This window comes from Nocardioides sp. Z35_8, assembly GCF_059621125.1.
Window position 1 is genome coordinate 442,414 of sequence record NZ_JCAQIE010000002.1, and the last position, 17,547, is coordinate 459,960.

The 17,547-nt window shown below is 72.6% G+C and carries 16 protein-coding genes; 9 read left to right on the top strand and 7 right to left on the bottom strand.

Annotated features, from left to right (window positions below):
- Positions 1-2: 2 nt before the first annotated feature.
- From AC54T2_RS13895 to ileS, 3 genes are all read right to left on the bottom strand, one after another.
- The gene (locus tag AC54T2_RS13895) at positions 3-689 is read right to left on the bottom strand and encodes a hypothetical protein (RefSeq protein ID WP_496666462.1); all 687 of its coding nucleotides are present in this window, start codon (positions 687-689) and stop codon (positions 3-5) included.
- Positions 686-1,972, bottom strand: coding sequence for a hypothetical protein (locus tag AC54T2_RS13900; RefSeq protein ID WP_496666463.1), 1,287 nt, complete (start codon positions 1,970-1,972; stop codon positions 686-688). Before AC54T2_RS13900 ends, AC54T2_RS13895 begins: the two co-directional genes overlap by 4 nt.
- A gap of 68 nt (positions 1,973-2,040) precedes the next feature.
- Complete coding sequence (ileS, locus tag AC54T2_RS13905; protein WP_496666464.1) at positions 2,041-5,256, bottom strand: isoleucine--tRNA ligase; 3,216 nt, start codon at positions 5,254-5,256, stop codon at positions 2,041-2,043.
- 351 nt (positions 5,257-5,607) lie between these two features.
- Here ileS and AC54T2_RS13910 point away from each other — a divergent pair, with 351 nt between their 5' ends.
- The 4 genes from AC54T2_RS13910 to AC54T2_RS13925 all read left to right on the top strand — a co-directional run bounded on the left by AC54T2_RS13910 (position 5,608) and on the right by AC54T2_RS13925 (position 7,521).
- Positions 5,608-6,015 (top strand): hypothetical protein, encoded by a 408-nt coding sequence (locus AC54T2_RS13910; RefSeq protein ID WP_186340593.1) that lies wholly within the window; start codon positions 5,608-5,610, stop codon positions 6,013-6,015.
- The gene (locus tag AC54T2_RS13915) at positions 6,015-6,212 is read left to right on the top strand and encodes a helix-turn-helix transcriptional regulator (protein WP_186340592.1); all 198 of its coding nucleotides are present in this window, start codon (positions 6,015-6,017) and stop codon (positions 6,210-6,212) included. Before AC54T2_RS13910 ends, AC54T2_RS13915 begins: the two co-directional genes overlap by 1 nt.
- Positions 6,213-6,318: 106 nt before the next feature.
- Positions 6,319-6,921 (top strand): PepSY domain-containing protein, encoded by a 603-nt coding sequence (locus AC54T2_RS13920; protein WP_186340591.1) that lies wholly within the window; start codon positions 6,319-6,321, stop codon positions 6,919-6,921.
- 54 nt (positions 6,922-6,975) lie between these two features.
- Positions 6,976-7,521, top strand: a complete 546-nt coding sequence (locus AC54T2_RS13925) for a DinB family protein (RefSeq protein WP_496666465.1) — start codon at positions 6,976-6,978, stop codon at positions 7,519-7,521.
- An 18-nt stretch (positions 7,522-7,539) separates the two neighbouring features.
- Here AC54T2_RS13925 and AC54T2_RS13930 read toward each other — a convergent pair whose 3' ends face one another.
- Positions 7,540-8,793: a hypothetical protein gene (locus AC54T2_RS13930; RefSeq protein ID WP_496666466.1), complete on the bottom strand. Its 1,254-nt coding sequence runs from the start codon at positions 8,791-8,793 to the stop codon at positions 7,540-7,542.
- 126 nt (positions 8,794-8,919) lie between these two features.
- Between AC54T2_RS13930 and dapD the strand changes: the two genes are divergently transcribed.
- Entirely contained in the window at positions 8,920-9,858 is a 939-nt protein-coding gene (gene dapD, locus AC54T2_RS13935; RefSeq protein ID WP_496666536.1) for a 2,3,4,5-tetrahydropyridine-2,6-dicarboxylate N-succinyltransferase, read from the top strand.
- A gap of 10 nt (positions 9,859-9,868) precedes the next feature.
- Complete coding sequence (locus AC54T2_RS13940; protein WP_496666467.1) at positions 9,869-10,834, top strand: VldE C-terminal domain-containing protein; 966 nt, start codon at positions 9,869-9,871, stop codon at positions 10,832-10,834.
- A 126-nt stretch (positions 10,835-10,960) separates the two neighbouring features.
- Here AC54T2_RS13940 and dapC read toward each other — a convergent pair whose 3' ends face one another.
- The gene (dapC, locus tag AC54T2_RS13945; RefSeq protein WP_496666468.1) at positions 10,961-12,052 is read right to left on the bottom strand and encodes a succinyldiaminopimelate transaminase; all 1,092 of its coding nucleotides are present in this window, start codon (positions 12,050-12,052) and stop codon (positions 10,961-10,963) included.
- A gap of 42 nt (positions 12,053-12,094) precedes the next feature.
- Positions 12,095-12,421, bottom strand: a complete 327-nt coding sequence (gene fdxA, locus AC54T2_RS13950; protein WP_056604759.1) for a ferredoxin — start codon at positions 12,419-12,421, stop codon at positions 12,095-12,097.
- A gap of 67 nt (positions 12,422-12,488) precedes the next feature.
- Here fdxA and AC54T2_RS13955 point away from each other — a divergent pair, with 67 nt between their 5' ends.
- From AC54T2_RS13955 to aspS, 3 genes are all read left to right on the top strand, one after another.
- Entirely contained in the window at positions 12,489-13,403 is a 915-nt protein-coding gene (locus tag AC54T2_RS13955; protein WP_496666469.1) for a GNAT family N-acetyltransferase, read from the top strand.
- Positions 13,404-13,437: 34 nt separating this feature from the next.
- Positions 13,438-14,241 carry a TspO/MBR family protein gene (locus AC54T2_RS13960; RefSeq protein WP_186340584.1) on the top strand — a complete coding sequence of 268 codons (804 nt, stop codon included), beginning with the start codon at positions 13,438-13,440 and terminating at the stop codon, positions 14,239-14,241.
- Between the two features lie 267 nt (positions 14,242-14,508).
- Positions 14,509-15,777: an aspartate--tRNA(Asn) ligase gene (gene aspS / locus AC54T2_RS13965; RefSeq protein ID WP_496666470.1), complete on the top strand. Its 1,269-nt coding sequence runs from the start codon at positions 14,509-14,511 to the stop codon at positions 15,775-15,777.
- 11 nt (positions 15,778-15,788) lie between these two features.
- On the opposite strand, the gene AC54T2_RS13970 is transcribed toward aspS, so the two are convergent.
- Positions 15,789-17,540: a VanW family protein gene (locus AC54T2_RS13970; protein ID WP_489974958.1), complete on the bottom strand. Its 1,752-nt coding sequence runs from the start codon at positions 17,538-17,540 to the stop codon at positions 15,789-15,791.
- Between the last annotated feature and the right edge of the window lie 7 nt (positions 17,541-17,547).

Below are 17,547 nucleotides of genomic sequence, written 5' to 3' on the forward strand. Positions count from 1 at the left end.
CCTCACCCAACCTTCCGTCGTCGGGTCCCGACCCACCAGCGCAGCACGCCGAACGCGGGCAGCACGCCGAACGCACCGAACAGGACGGCCGCGCCGAGGCCGCCCCACAGGCCCCCCCAGTAGTCGAAGTCGCTCGGCGGGGCGGGCTCGGTCGGGAGGGGCTGGGCCTCCCAGGTGGCCATCTCCTCGGCGAGCCGCACGAGGGCCGGGCCGGGCTGGCCCTTGGTGCGGGACTCGACGTAGTGCTCCTCGAGCCCGACGGCGCCGGGGTCGGTGCTGCCGGTGTCCCACAGCACGACGTAGTGGCCCTCCTCACCGACGGCCGTCCACCACTGCGGCCCCACGCCCGACGCGGTGTAGCCGACGTCGTTGGTGTCGGGATAGGGCAGGTAGGCGATCCTGGCCGGCACCCGCGAGCCGGCCAGCACCGCCTCGGCCTCGGCCAGGTCGTCCGGCGGGATGCGGCCGCTGAGCATCGGGTCGACGGCCACCCGGGTGTCCTGGCGCAGCAGCTCCTGGACGGTGTCCACCGGTCCGGGCACGACGTCCTGGCGGCCGAAGACCTCTGCGCGCAGCGCGATGTCGTCCTCCTCGCGGGACTCCTGCCACGACTGTGTCCAGAGCCCCAGGGCGGTGCCTGCGACGACGCCCACGAGCGCGCCGATCGCCCAGCCGAAGCGGCGGATCACGGCTCACCCACTCGCTCGGCGAGCACGTCGCCGGCCAGGTCGTCGGTGATGGCGCCGAAGCCGGTGCGCGCCCACACGTCGTCGCGCTCCCAGTAGGGCACCGTGCCGCGACGGTGGGGCAGCCGGTGGGGCAGGCGGAGGTGACGGGGCGTCGCGCCCTGGCCCACCGCGGTGGCGCACGCGGGACAGCACGGCACCTCGACCGTGCCGTCGCCCAGGCGCCACGAGGCGGTGGCGGTGCCGTCGGGGTGGCGCGGGTCGAAGAAGCACGGCACCAGCGCCGCGCCGCTCCCGCGGCGGCCCCGTCCGAGGTCGTGCGCGCCCATCTGGGCGATCGTGCGGGCGCCGATCACGTCGCCGACGTCTCCGGAGGCCAGCAGCGGCTCGACGGCGTCGCGCGCCGTGAGGGCGCGGGCCGCCACGTCGCGGTCGCGCAGGGTCTCCCAGTCGGTCTTCTCCAGCGACCGCGTCAGCGCGTCGGCGAGGCGCACGGCGCGCTTGCGCTCGTCCTCGAGGTCCGGGGGCGCCACGGCGTACGTCGCCGCCTTCTCCGCCGTCGGCGCGACGGCGCGACGCGGGGCGCCCCGACGCGGCCACCCCCGCAGTGACTGGCCCACGAGCAGCGCCACGACCAGTCCCCCGAGACCTCCGACGAGCGCGGAGAGGCCCGACGCCGCCGTGCGGACCGAGACGTACTCCTCGGACGCGGGGCGCCAGTCCGCGGTGGCCGCGACCCGCACCGCGTAGCGCGCCAGGTCCTCGACCTCGGTCTCTTCCAGGGTCACCGGGTAGTCGTCACCGGACGGCTCGCGGGCCATCTCCACCAGGTCCTCGGCGGCCAGCACCTGCGCCTCCGCCTCGGCGACCGCCGGCGGGTAGAGGTAGTCCTGGGTGCCGATCCGGTAGCCGCCCACCTCCTGCATCGCCTCGTCGAGCGCGTCGTCGTTGCGCCCGGCACCGAGGCTCAGGCGGGAGGGATTGGTGTCCAGGCCGTAGGCGAAGACCTGCTGGATGCCCTCCGTGGTGTCGAGGACGTAGAGGCCGTCGCCGAGGCGGCGGTTGAGCAGGCCGGCGAGCGCCTCGGTCGCATCGATGGCGTCGTCCGGCAGACCCTTCGGCTGCTCCACGAGCGCGACGTAGACCGGGAACGGCGTCTCCCGCACCAGTGCCGCGATGCGGTCGTGCGACTCCTGCGCCGCCCCCGATCCCATCACCCTGTCGACGACCACGCCGTCCTGGCGCAGCGCCTCGGCGAGCGAGTCGACATCGGTCGGTCCATCCATGCAGCTTCTCCCCCGTCAGTGCAGGCGCGTGTGCGCGCCGGCTCCCCTCTTTCCCCGCAACCGGTGGTTCACACCCGAGCGACCTGTACGCCCACCTCCGCTGCGTCCGCGTAGGACACCGACGTGGCCAGGGTCTCCTCGGCGATGAGTCCCTCGTGGGTCCGGGCCGCGGCAAGGGTGGCCTCGGGGCCGCTGATCGTCACGCCGATCCGGTCGCTCACCTGCAGGCCGGCGTCCTTGCGGGCCTGCTGGACGGCGCGCACCAGGTCGCGGGCGGTGCCCTCGGCCTCGAGCTCGGGCGTCACCGCGGTGTCGAGGACGACGAAGCCGCCGCGCGGCAGCATGCCGATCGCGCTGTCGTCGTCCGACGTGCCGGCCACCGTCTCGAGGGCGTACTCCCCCTCGACCAGCGCCAGGCCACCGGACGTGACGGTGCCGTCGTCGGCGACCGACCAGTCACCGGACTTCGAGCCCTTGATCGCGAGCTGGACGTCCTTGCCGAGTCGCGGCCCGGCTGCGCGGGCGTTGACCGTGAGCCGCTGCGAGACGCCGTACGACGCCGCCTCGGGCGCGTCAGCCGCCAGCACGTCGACCGCCTTGAGGTTGAGCTCGTCGGCGACCAGCTGCTCGAAGCCCGCGAGGTCGGCCTCGGTGACCACGGTCAGCCGGGCGAGCGGGAGCCGGTTGCGCAGGTTGGCGGCCTTGCGCAGCGCCGAGCCGGCCGAGCAGACGTCGCGGACGGTGTCCATCGAGGCCACGAGCGCGTCGTCGGCGGGCAGGCTCTCGGCGGACGGCCAGTCGGTGAGGTGCACCGACCGCTCGCCGGTCAGGCCGCGCCAGACCTCCTCGGTCGTGAGCGGCATGAGCGGCGCCGTGACCCGGCAGACGACCTCGAGCACGGTGTAGAGCGTGTCGAAGGCGTCGGCGTCCTCGTCCCAGAAGCGCTCGCGCGAGCGGCGGATGTACCAGTTGGTCAGCACGTCGAGGAAGCCGCGCGTGGAGTCGCACGCCGCCGCCACCTCGTAGTCGTCGAGCTGGTCGGTCATCGCGGACACGTAGTCGCGGAGCTTGGCCAGGATGTAGCGATCCATCGGGTGCGCGCTGTCGGTGCGCCAGGTCGCGTCGTGGCCCTCACCGTCGCCCGCGGCGTTGGCGTAGAGGCTGAAGAACGACCAGCTGTTCCACAGCGGGATCAGCACCTGCCGCACCGAGTCGCGGATGCCCTGCTCGGTGACGATCAGGTTGCCGCCGCGCAGGATGGGGCTCGACATGAGGAACCAGCGCATCGCGTCGGCGCCGTCGCGGTCGAAGACCTCGCGCACGTCGGGGTAGTTGCGCAGGGACTTCGACATCTTCTGGCCGTCGTTGCCCAGGACGATGCCGTGGCTCAGGCAGGTCGAGAACGCCGGCCGGTCGAAGATCGCGCCGGCCAGGACGTGCATCGTGTAGAACCAGCCGCGCGTCTGCCCGATGTACTCGACGATGAAGTCGCCCGGGAAGTGGTGCTCGAACCAGTCCTTGTTCTCGAACGGGTAGTGCACCTGCGCGAACGACATCGAGCCGGAGTCGAACCACACGTCGAGCACGTCGGTGACGCGACGCATCGTCGACCTGCCGGTGGGGTCGTCGGGGTTGGGCCGCGTCAGCTCGTCGACGTAGGGCCGGTGCAGGTCGGGGTTGCCGTCCTTGTCGCGCGGCAGCGTGCCGAAGTCGCGCTCGATCTCCTCGAAGGACCCGTAGACGTCGATGCGGGGGTAGTGCTCGTCGTCGGACTTCCACACCGGCACCGGGCTGCCCCAGAAGCGGTTGCGGGTGATCGACCAGTCGCGGGCGTTCTCCAGCCACTTGCCGAACTGGCCGTCCTTGATGTGCTCGGGCACCCAGCGGATGTCCTGGTTGAGCGCCATCAGGCGCTCCTTGACCTTGGTCACCTCGACGAACCACGACGAGACGCCCTTGTAGATCAGCGGCTGCCGGCAGCGCCAGCAGTGCGGGTAGGAGTGGTCGTAGGTCTCGCGGCGCACCAGCACGGTGCCGGGCGTGACCGAGCCCGCGGCCTCGCCCCGTGTCGCCGCCTTGAGGTGGTCGATGATCTGCAGGTTGGCGTCGAAGACCTGCATGCCCTCGTAGTCGGTGACGGGGAAGGTGAAGCGGCCGTCCTTGCCGACCGGCATGACCGCCTCGATGCCCTCGCGGTCGGTGACGACCTTGTCGTCCTCACCGAAGGCGCCGGCGGTGTGCACCAGCCCGGTGCCGTCGGTGGTGGTGACGAACTCGGCGGGCACGAGGCGGAACGCCCGCTCGTGGCCGGCGTAGTAGCTGAACGGCGGGGCGTACTCGAGGCCGACGAGGTCGGCGCCCGTGCCGCGCCAGGTGACCTCCGGGTCGCTCTGCCCATCACGAGGGGCCAGCTCGCGGGCGTACGACGCGAGGCGGGCCTCGGCGAGCAGGTAGCGCTCGGGGCTGCCGGTGGGGCCGTCGGAGGAGACCACGACGTAGTCGATGTCCTCGCCGACCATGACGGCGAGGTTGGCCGGCAGGGTCCACGGGGTCGTCGTCCAGACGAGGACCTTGACGCCCTTGAACGGCCCGTCGGTGGTGACGTCGTAGCCGACGGTGACGGCCGGGTCCTGGCGCATCTGGTAGACGTCGTCGTCCATGCGCAGCTCGTGGTTGGACAGCGGCGTCTCGTCCTGCCAGCAGTAGGGCAGGACGCGGAACCCCTCGTAGACCAGGCCCTTGTCGTGGAGCTGCTTGAAGGCCCAGATCACCGACTCCATGTAGTCGGGGTTCATCGTGCGGTAGTCGTGGTCGAAGTCGACCCAGCGCGCCTGGCGGGTGACGTAGTCGCGCCACTCGCCGGTGTACTTCATCACCGACGCGCGGCAGGCCTCGTTGAACTTCTCGATGCCCAGCTCGGCGATCTCGTCGGTGGTCTTGATGCCGTTGAGGCGCATCGCCTCGAGCTCGGCGGGAAGGCCGTGGGTGTCCCAGCCGAAGCGGCGCTCCACCTTGCGCCCGCGCATCGTCTGGTAGCGCGGGATCAGGTCCTTGACGTAGCCCGTCAGCAGGTGGCCGTAGTGGGGCAGGCCGTTGGCGAAGGGCGGTCCGTCGTAGAAGACGAACTCGTTGGCGCCGTCCTCGCCGGCCTCGCGCTGCTCGACGCTCGCCCGGAAGGTGTCGTCGGACTCCCAGTAGGCGAGCACCGCCTCCTCGATGTCCGGGAAGCGCGGGCTGCTGGGGACCGTGGTCGCATCGGTGTGCGACACCTTCGGGTAGGTCATGGGCGGCACTCCTGCGGTGGCGTCGTACGTCTCGGTCTGATGACACGAGGACGACAGGGCTGCCGCGGTACCACCTCGCTTGCTCCCCACCGTCGGGGAACCGCTCGTTCGTCGGCTGTGTCGGGCCGCACCCGCCGGGTTCTAGTGAGGTGGCGGCCGGCTCGCCGCACCCGTTCTTCCCGAGGCTCGCCGCTGATGACGGCTCAGACGCCTGCGGCGATCGTACGACCGGCGCGCCCGGCCGCGCCAATCGGCTCCACGAACGGTGTCAAAGAAACTTGACATCCGGGCGAGTGTCCGGCATCGTCGCTGATGTCAAAGAACTCTAACACCTACCGAGGAGCGACCCCGATGACCACGACCGCACGCACCCCCCTGTCCCCCTGGCTGAAGGCCGCCGTCCCCGCGGTCGTCGTGGCACTGGCCGTCGGCGCCGGCGCCGCAGCAGTGCGCACCGACGCACCCGACGGCCTCACCTTCGCCGTGTTCGCCGCGATGACGTTCCCGTTCGTCCTCGCGCTCGGCGCCCTCCTGCTCGACCGGAGCGAGCATCCCGAGCAGCACGAGGACTCCGTCGAGAGGCAGTGGACGACCCGCGCCAGCAGCGGCGCCTTCTTCGACACCGTGACCGCCATGGGACTGACGGTCTTCGCCACCGCGGTGCTCGACACCCGCAGCGCGCCGCTGTGGATCTTCGTGATTCTCGCGCTGGCCGACTTCACCGCCCGGCTCGCCGTCCTCCGTCGCCGGGAGTCCTGATGCACAACACGCTCCGGTCCCTGCGCGAGGCGGCAGGCATGTCGCAGGGCGAGTGCGCGACCGCCCTCGGCGTCTCACGCCAGACGGTGATCTCCATCGAGAAGGGCCACTTCGATCCACGCCTCTCGCTCGCCTTCCGGATCAGCCGGCTCTTCGAGGTCCGGGTCGACGAGGTCTTCGTCCCCGACCCCGAGTGAGGTGACCACCGGCTTTGCCTGCCGTTGAGGAACGGTTGGCCCGGCCTTAGCACCCAGCGGCGCACCGTGGAGACGTACCGCTCACCGACTCGAGGAGACGCTTCCCATGAACGTTCGTCGCACCGCGCTCGCCGCCCTCGCCCTCCCTCTGTCGATCGCGCTCGTCGCGTGCGGCGACGACAGCGCCGACGACGCGTCGGACGACCAGTCGGCCTCGTCGAGCCCCGCCAGCCCGTCGGACTCGTCCAGCTCCGCCGACACCGAGACCGACGCCCCGTCCGATGCCGACGCCCCCGTGCTCGCGGCCGTGCTGACGGCCGTCGAGGCGGTGCCGGGCGGCACGCTCTTCAGCCTCGACCAGGAGGTCGACGGCTGGGAGGCCGAGGTCGTCGACGCCGACGCGAAGGCGTTCGACCTCACGGTCTCCGCCGACGGCGCCACCGTGACCCGCGACCCGGTCGAGGACACCGACGCTGAGGACCGTGCCGAGCGCGAGCGGCTGCTCGCCGACGTCGACCTCGACCCCGAGGAGGCGCTCGCCGCCGCACGGGGCGCCGTGACGACCGGGACGATCACCGGGCTCGACCTCGACGTCGACAAGGGCACGCCGGTGTGGGACGTCAAGTTCGACGAGGACTCGGCCGTCGAGCAGACCGTCGTCGTCGACGCCGCCACCGGCGACGTGCTTCGGACCATCAAGGGCGACTGAGGCCGCACGCCTATCGACTGGACGCCCGGGAGCGGGCTGCGGTTGGCTGGGCGGATGGCTCACCCCGGATACGACGGCATGTGGCTCCCGACCGACCAGGATCCCCGGATGCAGGCGGGGCCGACGAGGGGCGAGCGCGAGTGCCTCGTCGGCTATCTCGAGCACTACCGCCAGACGCTGGCGCTGAAGTGCGACGGCCTCACCGCCGAGCAGCTCGCCAGCAAGGCGGTGCCGCCGTCCAACATGTCGCTGCTGGGTCTCGTGCGCCACATGGCGCGCGTCGAGCAGAGCTGGTTCCGCCGGGTGCTCGAGGCCCGGATGGACATCCCGCGGCTGTTCTCCGGTGACGACGAGGACGCCGGCTTCGACTTCCCCGACGCCGACGACGAGCTGGTGCGCGCCAGCCACGAGCTGTGGCAGTCGGAGGTCTCCTACGCCCGCGAGGTGCTCGACCGCACCGACCTCGACACCGTCGTGGACGTCCACGGCGACCCGGTCGAGGTGCGCGACATCGTGGTCCACATGATCGAGGAGTACGCCCGCCACTGCGGGCACGCCGACCTGGTGCGCGAGTGCATCGACGGCCGCGCGGGTCAGTGACGGGCACCCGCGACCGGGTCAGCGCCTGAGCCTGGCGGTGAACCTCTCGATGGCGGTGCACCGCGCCGGGCCGTAGTAGGAGAACCTCCCGACCGCCTTGGTGCGGCTGACGAACTCCAGATCGAGGTAGGCCGCGTAGGCGGCGCTGCTCTCCTGGTCGTTGCGCTCCGTGCCGACCACCTCGTTGTTGCGCGGGATCGTGGTGGTGACGAAGCTGTAGGTGTTGTTGGTCGTCGTGGGCATGTCGGGGTAGCCGCCGCAGGTCGTCCGGGCGTTGATCCGGAAGCCGCGCACCTTGCTACCGCGGACCGTGAAGCTCACTCCGCCGGCCGACCAGCTGCCCGCCTTGGGAGGCGCAGGAGCCGGGCGTCGCCGGAGCTTCACCGTCGCCCGACCGAGCGCCTGGCCCTTCTCGCTGACGGTGAGCCGCAACGTGCCCTTCGGCCGCGTCAGCCGGGCCCAGACATGGCCGTCGATGTCGTCCTGCCCCTGCAGCGAACCCAGCGCGAGAGGTCGCACCTTGACGCCCTTGCCCGCGCCGGTGACCGCGACGTCGCGGGCGCCGATCCCCTCCGGCGAGGCGTTGGACACCGTGACCGGGATCCGGGTCCACACGCCCTTCACGAGCCGGTCCTTCCTCGGCGCCCGCACCGCGAGCTCGGGCGTGGCCGCGACGACGTCGAGGACGCTGACGAAGGCGTCGTAGGGCGGCGTGCCGGGCCCGGAGTCCACGAGCAGCACCGCGCAGTCCCACCCGGCAGCGCTCGCGAGGTCGGGAGTCTCCTTGTCGTCGTAGAGCAGGACGTCGGGGATGTAGCGGTAGAGCCAGGCGACGCTCATCTCCTCGACGGTGCAGCTGGTGCCCTGGCGGCTGCCGAAGCCGAGCACCGTCCGGGTGCTGGCGTCGGGATCTCCGGCCCCCATCGCGGTGTCGAGGCTGTAGTCGTAGATCAGGGAGTCGTCTTGCCAGTGGTAGCCGTAGTCCACCGTCACGGAGAGGCTTCCGCCGGGCATCACGAACTGGTGGTGCGGAGCGGTGCTGGTGGGCATGCCGGCCACCCGGTTGGCGGCGGTGAAGGTCGCCGTCGCGCTGATCAGCTGCTCGGCGCCGGCTCGGCGCTGCCGAGGGCCCTTCTCCCCGATCTTGAACGACTGGCCGACGAGCGCGCCGCCGGGGGCGCTCGGCTCGGTCCCGCCGGCCGGCGCTGTCACGCCGACCAGCAGCCCTCCGCCCAGTCCGATGGCGGTCGCGATCGCGATCGTCCTGCGCATGCGTCTTCCTCCCCCGTGGCACCGACCCCGTCGGCTGCGGTCAGTCTGCCCGGGCCATGGGGGTCTGGGAAGATCCTTCGGCATCCGATCAGGCCGTCCGACTCGCCGTGGGGCGCCTTCCGTAGGCTGAACCGCGTGACTGCTGCCTCCGGCTACGGCCTGCTGACCCTGCACGGCGAGACCGTGCTCGACGCCTGGTTCCCCTCCCCCGCGCTCGGTGCGACCGAGGGCGACGCGCCGCCGGAGCTGGCCGCGCTCGAGGGCGACGACGAGGTCCGGGGCGTACGGCGCGAGGTGCGGCTGGTGGAGATCGCCGACCTCGACGAGGCGCCGTCGTCGACCGAGGACGTCTGGCTGCGGCTGCACCTGCTCTCCACCCGGCTGGTCCGTCCCCACGGCACGTCGCTGGAAGGCGTGTTCGGCCTGCTCACCAACGTCGTGTGGACCTCGGCCGGCCCCTGCGCCGTCGAGGGCTTCGAGGCCACCCGCGCGCGGCTGCGCGCCGGCGGCCGGCACGTCACCGTCCTCGGGGTCGACAAGTTCCCCCGCCTCGTCGACTACGTGATGCCCAGCGGCGTACGCATCGCCGACGCCGACCGCGTACGCCTGGGCGCGCACCTCGCCGAGGGCACGACCGTCATGCACGAGGGCTTCGTCAACTTCAACGCCGGCACGCTCGGGGCGTCGATGGTCGAGGGCCGCATCTCCGCGGGCGTCGTCGTCGGCGACGGCTCCGACGTGGGCGGCGGCGCCTCGATCATGGGCACGCTGTCGGGTGGCGGCAAGGAGGTCATCTCGGTGGGCGAGCGCTGCCTGATCGGCGCCAACGCCGGCATCGGCATCTCCCTCGGCGACGACTGCGTCGTGGAGGCCGGCTGCTACGTCACCGCCGGCACCAAGGTCACCGTCACCGACATGGACGGCAAGCCGCAGGTCGTCAAGGCCGGGAGCCTCTCGGGCGTCGACAACATCCTGTTCCGCCGCAACTCGGTCAGCGGCGCCGTCGAGGCCGTGCCGTGGAAGGGCGACGGCGTCGCCCTCAACGCGGCGCTGCACGCCAACTAGCCCTCCGCCCGTGCCCGCCTCCCTCCGTACGGCCGCCATCGGCGTGGTGGTGGCCGTGGGCGCCGTCGCGACCGCCGTGGTGCTCGTGGACCGCGGCGCGGTGCCCCCGCTCCTCGACTCCAGCGGGTGCACCGCCGAGGTCGACGGCCACACCGTCGAGGTCGACCTCGAGCAGGCCGAGAACGCCGCCCTCATCACGGCCGTCTCCATCGAGCGCGGCATGCCCGCGCGGGCGGCGAGCATCGCGCTGGCGACGGCCTACCAGGAGTCCAAGCTCTACAACATCGACTACGGCGACCGCGACTCGGTCGGGCTGTTCCAGCAGCGCCCGTCGCAGGGCTGGGGCAGCGTGGCGCAGCTGACCGACCCCGTCTACGCGACCAACGCCTTCTACGACGCCCTGCAGAAGGTCGAGGGCTACGACACGATGGAAATCACCGTCGCCGCGCAGGAGGTGCAGCGCTCGGGCTTCCCCGACGCCTACGCCGACCACGAGAAGGACGGCCGCGCGCTCGCCTCGGCCCTCACCGGCAACTCGCCCGGCGCCCTGTGGTGCGACGTCCCGGGCGACGCCGAGGAGGTCGACGACGCGCTCGACGAGTCGGGGCTGGTCTCGCGCGCGACGTCCGTGCGCCGTGCGCTGGAGGCGCGCTTCGGGACGCTGTCGCTGGGCGGGTTCGAGCCCGGCGGGGTCTCCAGCGGCCACATGGAGGGCTCGGCCCACTACGACGGCCGGGCGATCGACGTCTTCTTCCGCCCCATCAACGCCGACAACACCAAGCGCGGCTGGGCGGTGGCGTCCTACCTCGTCGCCAACGCCGACCGGCTCGACATCAAGACCGTCATCTTCGACGGCCGCATCTGGCGCGCCGGGACGGACGACGGGTGGCGCGACTACCGCGTGCCGTCCTCCTCCCGCGGCGACCGCGCGATCCTCGAGCACCGCGACCACGTGCACGTCGACGTCTTCGACTGACGTCCTCGGCGGCGGCGACGGCCGGGCGACTGCCGGCTGTCGGAGTCCCCGCTCGAGCGGGGACTCCGACACCTGGAGGCTGTTGCAACCCCCTCCGAGTGTCGGACTACGCCGACAAGTCGGGGCTCAGCCGGCGAGGCGAGCCACGGCGGCGGCGACCCGCTCGTCGGTGGCGGTGAACGCGACGCGTACGTGCTCGCGCCCCGACGGGCCGTAGAACTCGCCCGGCGCCACCAGGATGCCCTGCTCGGCGAGGTCGGCGACCGTACGCCAGCAGTCCTCGCCCCGGGTCGCCCAGAGGTAGAGCGAGGCCTCGGAGTGGTCGATGCGGAAGCCGGCGACCTGCAGGGCCTCCTTGAGCAGCGCCCGCCGGGGGGCGTAGGTCGCGTGCTGCTCGGCGACGTGCGCATCGTCGTCGAGGGCCGCGATCATCGCGTGCTGCTGAGGGCCGGGCATCTGGAGGCCGAGGTTCTTGCGGACCGCCAGCAGCTCGCCGACGAGGGCGGGGTCGCCGGCGACGAAGGCACACCGGTAGCCGGCGAGGTTGGAGCGCTTGGACAGCGAGTGGACCGCAAGGACGCCGTCGAGCGAGCCGCCGTTGACCTGCGGGTCGAGGATCGAGAGAGGCTTGTCGCCCTCCCACGCGCACTCGATGTAGCACTCGTCGGAGACGAGCACGGTGCCGCGCTCGCGGCACCAGTCGACGACCTTGCGCAGGTGGTCGAGGGGCAGCACCCGACCGCTGGGGTTGGCCGGGCTGTTGAGCCACAGCAGGCTCGGGACCCGCGGTCCGAACGCGGTCAGCGAGTCGGTCGCCAGGCTCTCCGCGCCGGCCAGGGCGGCGCCGACCTCGTAGGTCGGGTAGGCGAGGGCGGGGTAGCCGACGAGGTCGCCGGGCCCGATGCCCAGGTGCAGCGCGAGGTCGGCGATCAGCTCCTTGGAGCCGGTCACCGGAAGCACGCCGTCGAGTCCGAGGCCGCGCACCCCGTGACGCCGGGCGAGCCAGTCGATCGCGGCCCGGCGGGTGTCCTCGAGGCCGATCGTCGTCGGGTAGCCCGGGGAGTCGGCTGCAGAACGCAGCGCGTCCTGCACGACGGCAGGCGTGGGGTCGACGGGCGTGCCGACCGAGAGGTCGCAGATGCCGTCGGGGTGGGCGTGGGCCGTCGCGGCGTACGCCGTCAGCCGGTCCCAGGGGAAGTCCGGGAGGCGCGCGGACACGCGAGGTCGGTGCGCGTGCACCTCAGCCGCCGAGGGGGCAGGTCACTCGTCGTGCTCCTGCGGGGGCAGCGCGGCGACGAGCTCGTGGTCCTTGTCGATGACGCCCATCTTGGCCGCGCCACCGGGCGAGCCGAGGTCGTCGAAGAAGTGGACGTTGGCGTCGTAGTAGCCCTTCCACTCCTCCGGGGTGTCGTCCTCGTAGAAGATCGCCTCGACCGGGCAGACCGGCTCGCAGGCGCCGCAGTCGACGCACTCGTCGGGGTGGATGTAGAGCATCCGCTTGCCCTCGTAGATGCAGTCGACGGGGCACTCGTCGACGCACGCGCGGTCCTTGAGGTCGACGCACGGCTGGGCGATGACGTAGGTCACCTGGTCCTCCTGGAGGCGGGGGTGCTCGGGGTGGGGGAACGTGTCGGTTCACTCTAGTATCCGGCGGGTGTCCGACACGTCAGAACCCCGTGCCGACGAGACGACCACCGGCCGGCACGCCCTCGGCCCGCACGTCGTGGGCCAGCGCGTCGTCGTACGCCATCTCCTGCCGGACGGCCGGGCCACCGACGTGCTCGGCACCTGCACGTCGTGGGACGCCGCGTCGATGACCGTCGACCGAGAGGGGCACGGCCCGGTGGTGATCGCCCTCGCCGACGTCGTCACGGGCAAGCCGGTGCCACCACGCGCGTCGGTGCGCGCCCGGGTGTCCGCACAGGAGGTCGAGGAGCACGTCTCGGCGCTCTGGGACTCGATCACCACCGAGCCGCTCGGTCGGTGGCTCCTGCGGGCCTCGCCGCCGCACGGCGGTCGGCTGCGCCGCCGCGGCAACTCCGCGCTGGCGATGGCCGAGCCGGGCATCGGCTGGGCCGACGCGGCGTACGGCGTACGCCGGTTCTACGAGGCGCTCGACCAGACGCCGATCGTGCAGGTGCAGCGCGGGTCGGACGTCGAGCGGACCCTCGCCCCGCTGGGCTTCCGGTCGATGGGAGACGGCGACGCGCACGCCCAGCTCGCGTCCGTGGCCCGCGCGCTGCGCTCGGCCCGGGCGGCGGCCCCGGACGTCGCCGCGACGTACGACGAACGGCCGGGCTCCGTGGTGGTGTCGCTCGAGGGCGGCGCCGCGACCGGACGGGGCGTCCTGTCGGGCGACTGGCTGCTGGTCGAGTCGCTCGCCGTCGACGCGGCCCACCGCCGCCGCGGCCTCGCCACGGCGGTCCTCGCGGAGGTCCTCGACTGGGGCGCGTCGTCCGGCGCGACCACCGCCCTGCTGCACGTCGAGACCGACAACGAGGCCGCGATCGCGCTCTACGAGCGGCACGGCTTCGTCACCCACCACACCAACCGCTACCTCGTCGCGTAGCCGGGTCTCACCTGCCGCCCTGTTGGATGGAGGGATGACCGTCACCGAGCGCACCACCGCCCCCGCCCCGACCGGAGCAGACCGCGGACGCCAGGTCGGCGTCACGGTCGCCGAGGTCCTGTGCCTGTACGGCACGCTCGTCGGGGTCGGCGTCGTCGGCACCAGCGTCGAGAGCTCCTCGGGCGGCGCGCTCTCCGCAGACGCCACTCTGCTGGCCCCGCTCGGCCCGGCCTTCTCGATCTGGTCGGTGATCTACGCCGGCCTGGCCGCCTACACGATCTGGCAGTGGCTGCCGTCCTCCGCCACCGACGCCCGTGCCCGCAGCACCGGCTGGCTGGCCGCGGCGTCGATGCTGCTGAACGCCGGCTGGCTGCTCGTCACGCAGCAGGGCTGGCTGTGGGCGAGCGTCGTCGTGATCCTCGCGCTGGTGGTCGTGCTCGGGCTGCTGGTGCAGCGCCTCGCCGACCTCGACCCCGCGCCGTCGCTGCTGCAGCGGGTGGTGGTCGACGGCACCTTCGGGCTCTACCTGGGCTGGGTCTCGGTGGCCACCTGCGCCAACATCACGGCGACCCTGGTGGCGGAGGGCGTGGACTCCTCGACCCTGGTGGGCGAGCTGGTGGCCGCGCTGGTCATCGCCGTGGTGGTCGGCGTCGCCGCCGTGGTCGTCGCCCGCACCGGGCCGCGCTGGGCCTTCGCCCTCGCGGCGGCCTGGGGCCTGGCCTGGATCGCCGTCGGCCGGCTGACCGACGAGCCCGCCTCGACGCTGGTCGGCATCGTCGCCGCGGTCGCCGCCGCGGCCGTGCTCGCGCTGACCGCCCGCGCCGCCGTCCGCGACTGACCGACTGCGGCCGACCCCACCGGGTCGACCTGGCGGCCGCAGGCGCCGCGAAAATCGGTCGCAGTGGCGGCAGCCCGCGCCCTAGGCTCGCCGCGACGAGCGTGGGGCCTGACGAACCCCCTGCCTGCGGGCAGCGACGCGGTCGTCCGCGCGTCCGGCGTACCCGACGAGAGGCCGGCACCCCACGGGGCCGCCGGCGAAGGTGTGGTGGCACCGCGACCTTGCCCCCGCCCACACCTCCAGGGCCGACACCGACTGGAGGACATCATGAGATCGCTCTGTTCATCGCTCCCGGCCGTCGAGCCCGGCTCGACCGTGACCCTCGAGGGGTGGGTGCACCGTCGCCGCGAGCTGTCGCGCGTGACCTTCCTCGTGCTGCGCGACCGCAGCGGTCTTGCCCAGGTGGTGCTGCCACCGAGGGCGAGCGTGCCTCCTGAGGAGACGACCGTCCGGGTCACCGGCACCGCCACCCACACGCCCCGAGCGCCAGGAGGCGTCGAGGTCACCGACGCCCGGGTGGAAGCGCTCACCTCGGACGCGGCCACCCCGCCGGCCGAGCTGTGGCGCCCCGCGCTCGACGTGTCGCTGCCGACGCTGCTCGACCACGCGCCCGTGCTGTGGCGCCATCCTGCCCAGCGAGCGCGCTGGCAGCTCGCCGCCGCCTCCCTGCGGGGCTTCCGGTCCACCCTGGACGCGAAGGGCTTCACGGAGGTCGCCACCCCCAAGCTGGTGGCGTCGGCGACCGAGTCCGGCGCGTCCGTCTTCGAGGTGGACTACTTCGGGCGCCCCGCCTACCTCGCCCAGAGCCCGCAGTTCCACAAGCAGCAGCTCGTCGGCGTCTTCGAGCGGGTCTACGAGGTGGGCCCGGTGTTCCGTGCCGAGCCGCACGACACGGTGCGCCACCTCGCGGAGTACCGCTCCCTCGACGTCGAGCTCGGCTTCGTGCGCGACCACCGTGACGTGCTGGCCGTGCTGCGCGACGTGCTCTCCGGGATGGTCGAGGCGCTGGGCCACGAGGACGAAGCGCTCCACCTCACCGGCGCTCGCCTGCCCGTCGTGCCGGCGCAGATCCCGGTCGTGCACTTCGCGGACGCGCTCACGATCGTCGGCGCGCCGGCCGACGAGCCCGACCTGTCACCCGAGCACGAACGGGCGCTGGGTGCGTGGGCGCTGGCCGAGCACGGCTCCGAGCTGCTGGCGGTGGAGGGCTACCCCATGACGAAGCGACCCTTCTACACCCACCCCCAGCCCGGGAACGAGCGCTGGTCCAACAGCTTCGACCTGCTGTTCCGCGGCCTCGAGCTGGTCACGGGCGGCCAGCGGCTGCACCGGCCGGCGGACTACGAGCGGGCCATCCGGGCGCGCGGCGAGGAGCCCGCGGCGTATGACGCCTACCTCCAGGCGTTCCGGCACGGGATGCCGCCGCACGGCGGGTTCGCGATCGGGCTCGAGCGGTGGGTGGCGCGCCTGGTGGAGGCGGCCAACGTCCGCGAGGTCACCCTCTTCCCCCGGGACCTGCACCGGCTGGCGCCCTAGGCGCGGTCCGGCTACTCGTCGACGGCGTCGGGGTTGGTGCAGATCACCGTGTCGCTCGGGATGTAGGTGGTGCTGAAGACCTCGTCCTCGCGCGTCTCGGTGTTGTCGCCGACCGGCTCGAAGCGGCGTACGACGTCGATGTCGAAGCCGCCGAAGCCCTGGTTGGCGTGACACGTCAGGGAGTCGATGCGACGGGTCTCGGGCTGGGTGAGGTTGTGGCGCTCGCCCGTGGTGGACGTGATCTTCCAGTGCTTGGTGGAGTACATCGTCACGGTCACCGCGCCCGAGGAGGACGGCGTGGAGTTGGTGAAGGAGGTGTCGATCAGCACGCCGTAGGGGGTGTCGTTGCGGAAGCGCAGGTCGACGGCGCCCCAGGCCACGGTCGCCTCGCGGCCCACCGGGTAGCGGTCGATGTAGAACGAGTGGGGCTTGTGCTCGACGTCCTCGAGGCCGGCGAAGAACATCGCGTTGAAGAGGGTGGTGGCCATCTGCGACACCCCGCCGCCGAGGTCCTGCACGAGGATGCCGTCGTTGATCACGTAGCCCTTGGTGAAGCCGTTGGCCTCGGTGCGCTCGCCGACCGTGTCGTTGAGCGAGAAGGTCTCCCCCGGCTTGAGCAGGGTGCCGTCGATGAGCTCGGCGGCGCGGCCGATGTTGACGTTGCGGTACTCCGCGTAGGGGAAGTAGGTCGTGAAGGTCGAGACCCGCTCGCGGACGCGGAGCGCGCGGGCGTCCTTGGTCGTGAAGTCGGGCTTGGCGACCTTGGCAGTGAGGGCCAGGGTGCGCTCGCCCTGCGGCTTGGCGACGACGTCGAGGAACCCCGCCTCGAGCTCGGCGGGGTCGAACGTGACGCCCGGCTTGGCCGGGACGACCCGCGGCTTGCCGCCGACCAGCGCGACGGAGGCGTCGACGGGCGCGCCCTGGGTGACCGTGCCCGCGACCACCTCCGACAGCACCGCGGCGTCGAGCGTGGGCACCAGCTCGCCGTCGGTCGGCACGAGCGAGAGGGCGCCGGTGTAGTCGGCCGGGAACACCTTCACGTCGGAGCCCTCGAAGCGCAGGACGACGGGCGCGGCGACGGCCGGCGAGGCGAACCCGTCGAGTGCCTCCTGCACGTCGGAGGCGTCGATGTCGGGCTGCACCTCGACCATCTCGAGGGCGACCACGTCGGGCTCCTCCTCGAGGAAGGCGGACTCGAGCGCCGCCAGCGTGTCGCTGGGGTCGAGCGCGCGACCGGCGCGGGCGTCGGTGGTCTCGAGCCGGTTGCCGGCGAAGGCGATCGCGCCGTCGCGCGGGGCCTCACCGTGCTGCTCGTCGAGCTCGGCGAGGAAGGCGTTGTAGGCGGCCTCGTCGACCTCGACCACCGCCTCGGAGGCGTCACCGCCGGTGAAGTAGTCCCAGAGCCGGACCGGGTCCCAGCTGCGCTCGCCGCCGGACTCGGCGACGGAGGCCTCGTAGTCGACCGACAGCCCGGCCGTGGCCGGGTCGACCGCCACCTGCTCGCCGTCGACGGTCGTGGCGATGTCGCGGGCGACCCGGTCGGCGAGTCCGGCGCGGAGCCGCTCCGCGGCCTCCTCCTGCGGGTGCCCGCCGATGCGCACGCCGGCGACGGTCGTGTTGCGCGGCACCTTGTCGCCGGCGACGTAGTGCGCGGCGGCGTAGAGACCGCCGAACAGCACCACGATCCCGACGAGGAGCCACAGCACGACGGACGCGCCGGCCTTCTCCCGGGGCTGCGCGGCACTGGTCTGGTTCTTCGGCACGCGGCGA

Excerpts from the sequence above, each read along its gene's own strand:
- ileS (WP_496666464.1), bottom strand. The coding sequence starts at position 5,256 with ATGACCTACCCGAAGGTGTCGCACACCGATGCGACCACGGTCCCCAGC.
- AC54T2_RS13910 (WP_186340593.1), top strand. The coding sequence starts at position 5,608 with ATGACCACGACCGCACGCACCCCCCTGTCCCCCTGGCTGAAGGCCGCC.
- AC54T2_RS13925 (WP_496666465.1), top strand. The coding sequence starts at position 6,976 with ATGGCTCACCCCGGATACGACGGCATGTGGCTCCCGACCGACCAGGAT.
- AC54T2_RS13930 (WP_496666466.1), bottom strand. The coding sequence starts at position 8,793 with ATGCGCAGGACGATCGCGATCGCGACCGCCATCGGACTGGGCGGAGGG.
- AC54T2_RS13900 (WP_496666463.1), bottom strand. The coding sequence starts at position 1,972 with ATGGATGGACCGACCGATGTCGACTCGCTCGCCGAGGCGCTGCGCCAG.
- AC54T2_RS13920 (WP_186340591.1), top strand. The coding sequence starts at position 6,319 with ATGAACGTTCGTCGCACCGCGCTCGCCGCCCTCGCCCTCCCTCTGTCG.
- AC54T2_RS13915 (WP_186340592.1), top strand. The coding sequence starts at position 6,015 with ATGCACAACACGCTCCGGTCCCTGCGCGAGGCGGCAGGCATGTCGCAG.
- AC54T2_RS13960 (WP_186340584.1), top strand. The coding sequence starts at position 13,438 with ATGACCGTCACCGAGCGCACCACCGCCCCCGCCCCGACCGGAGCAGAC.
- aspS (WP_496666470.1), top strand. The coding sequence starts at position 14,509 with ATGAGATCGCTCTGTTCATCGCTCCCGGCCGTCGAGCCCGGCTCGACC.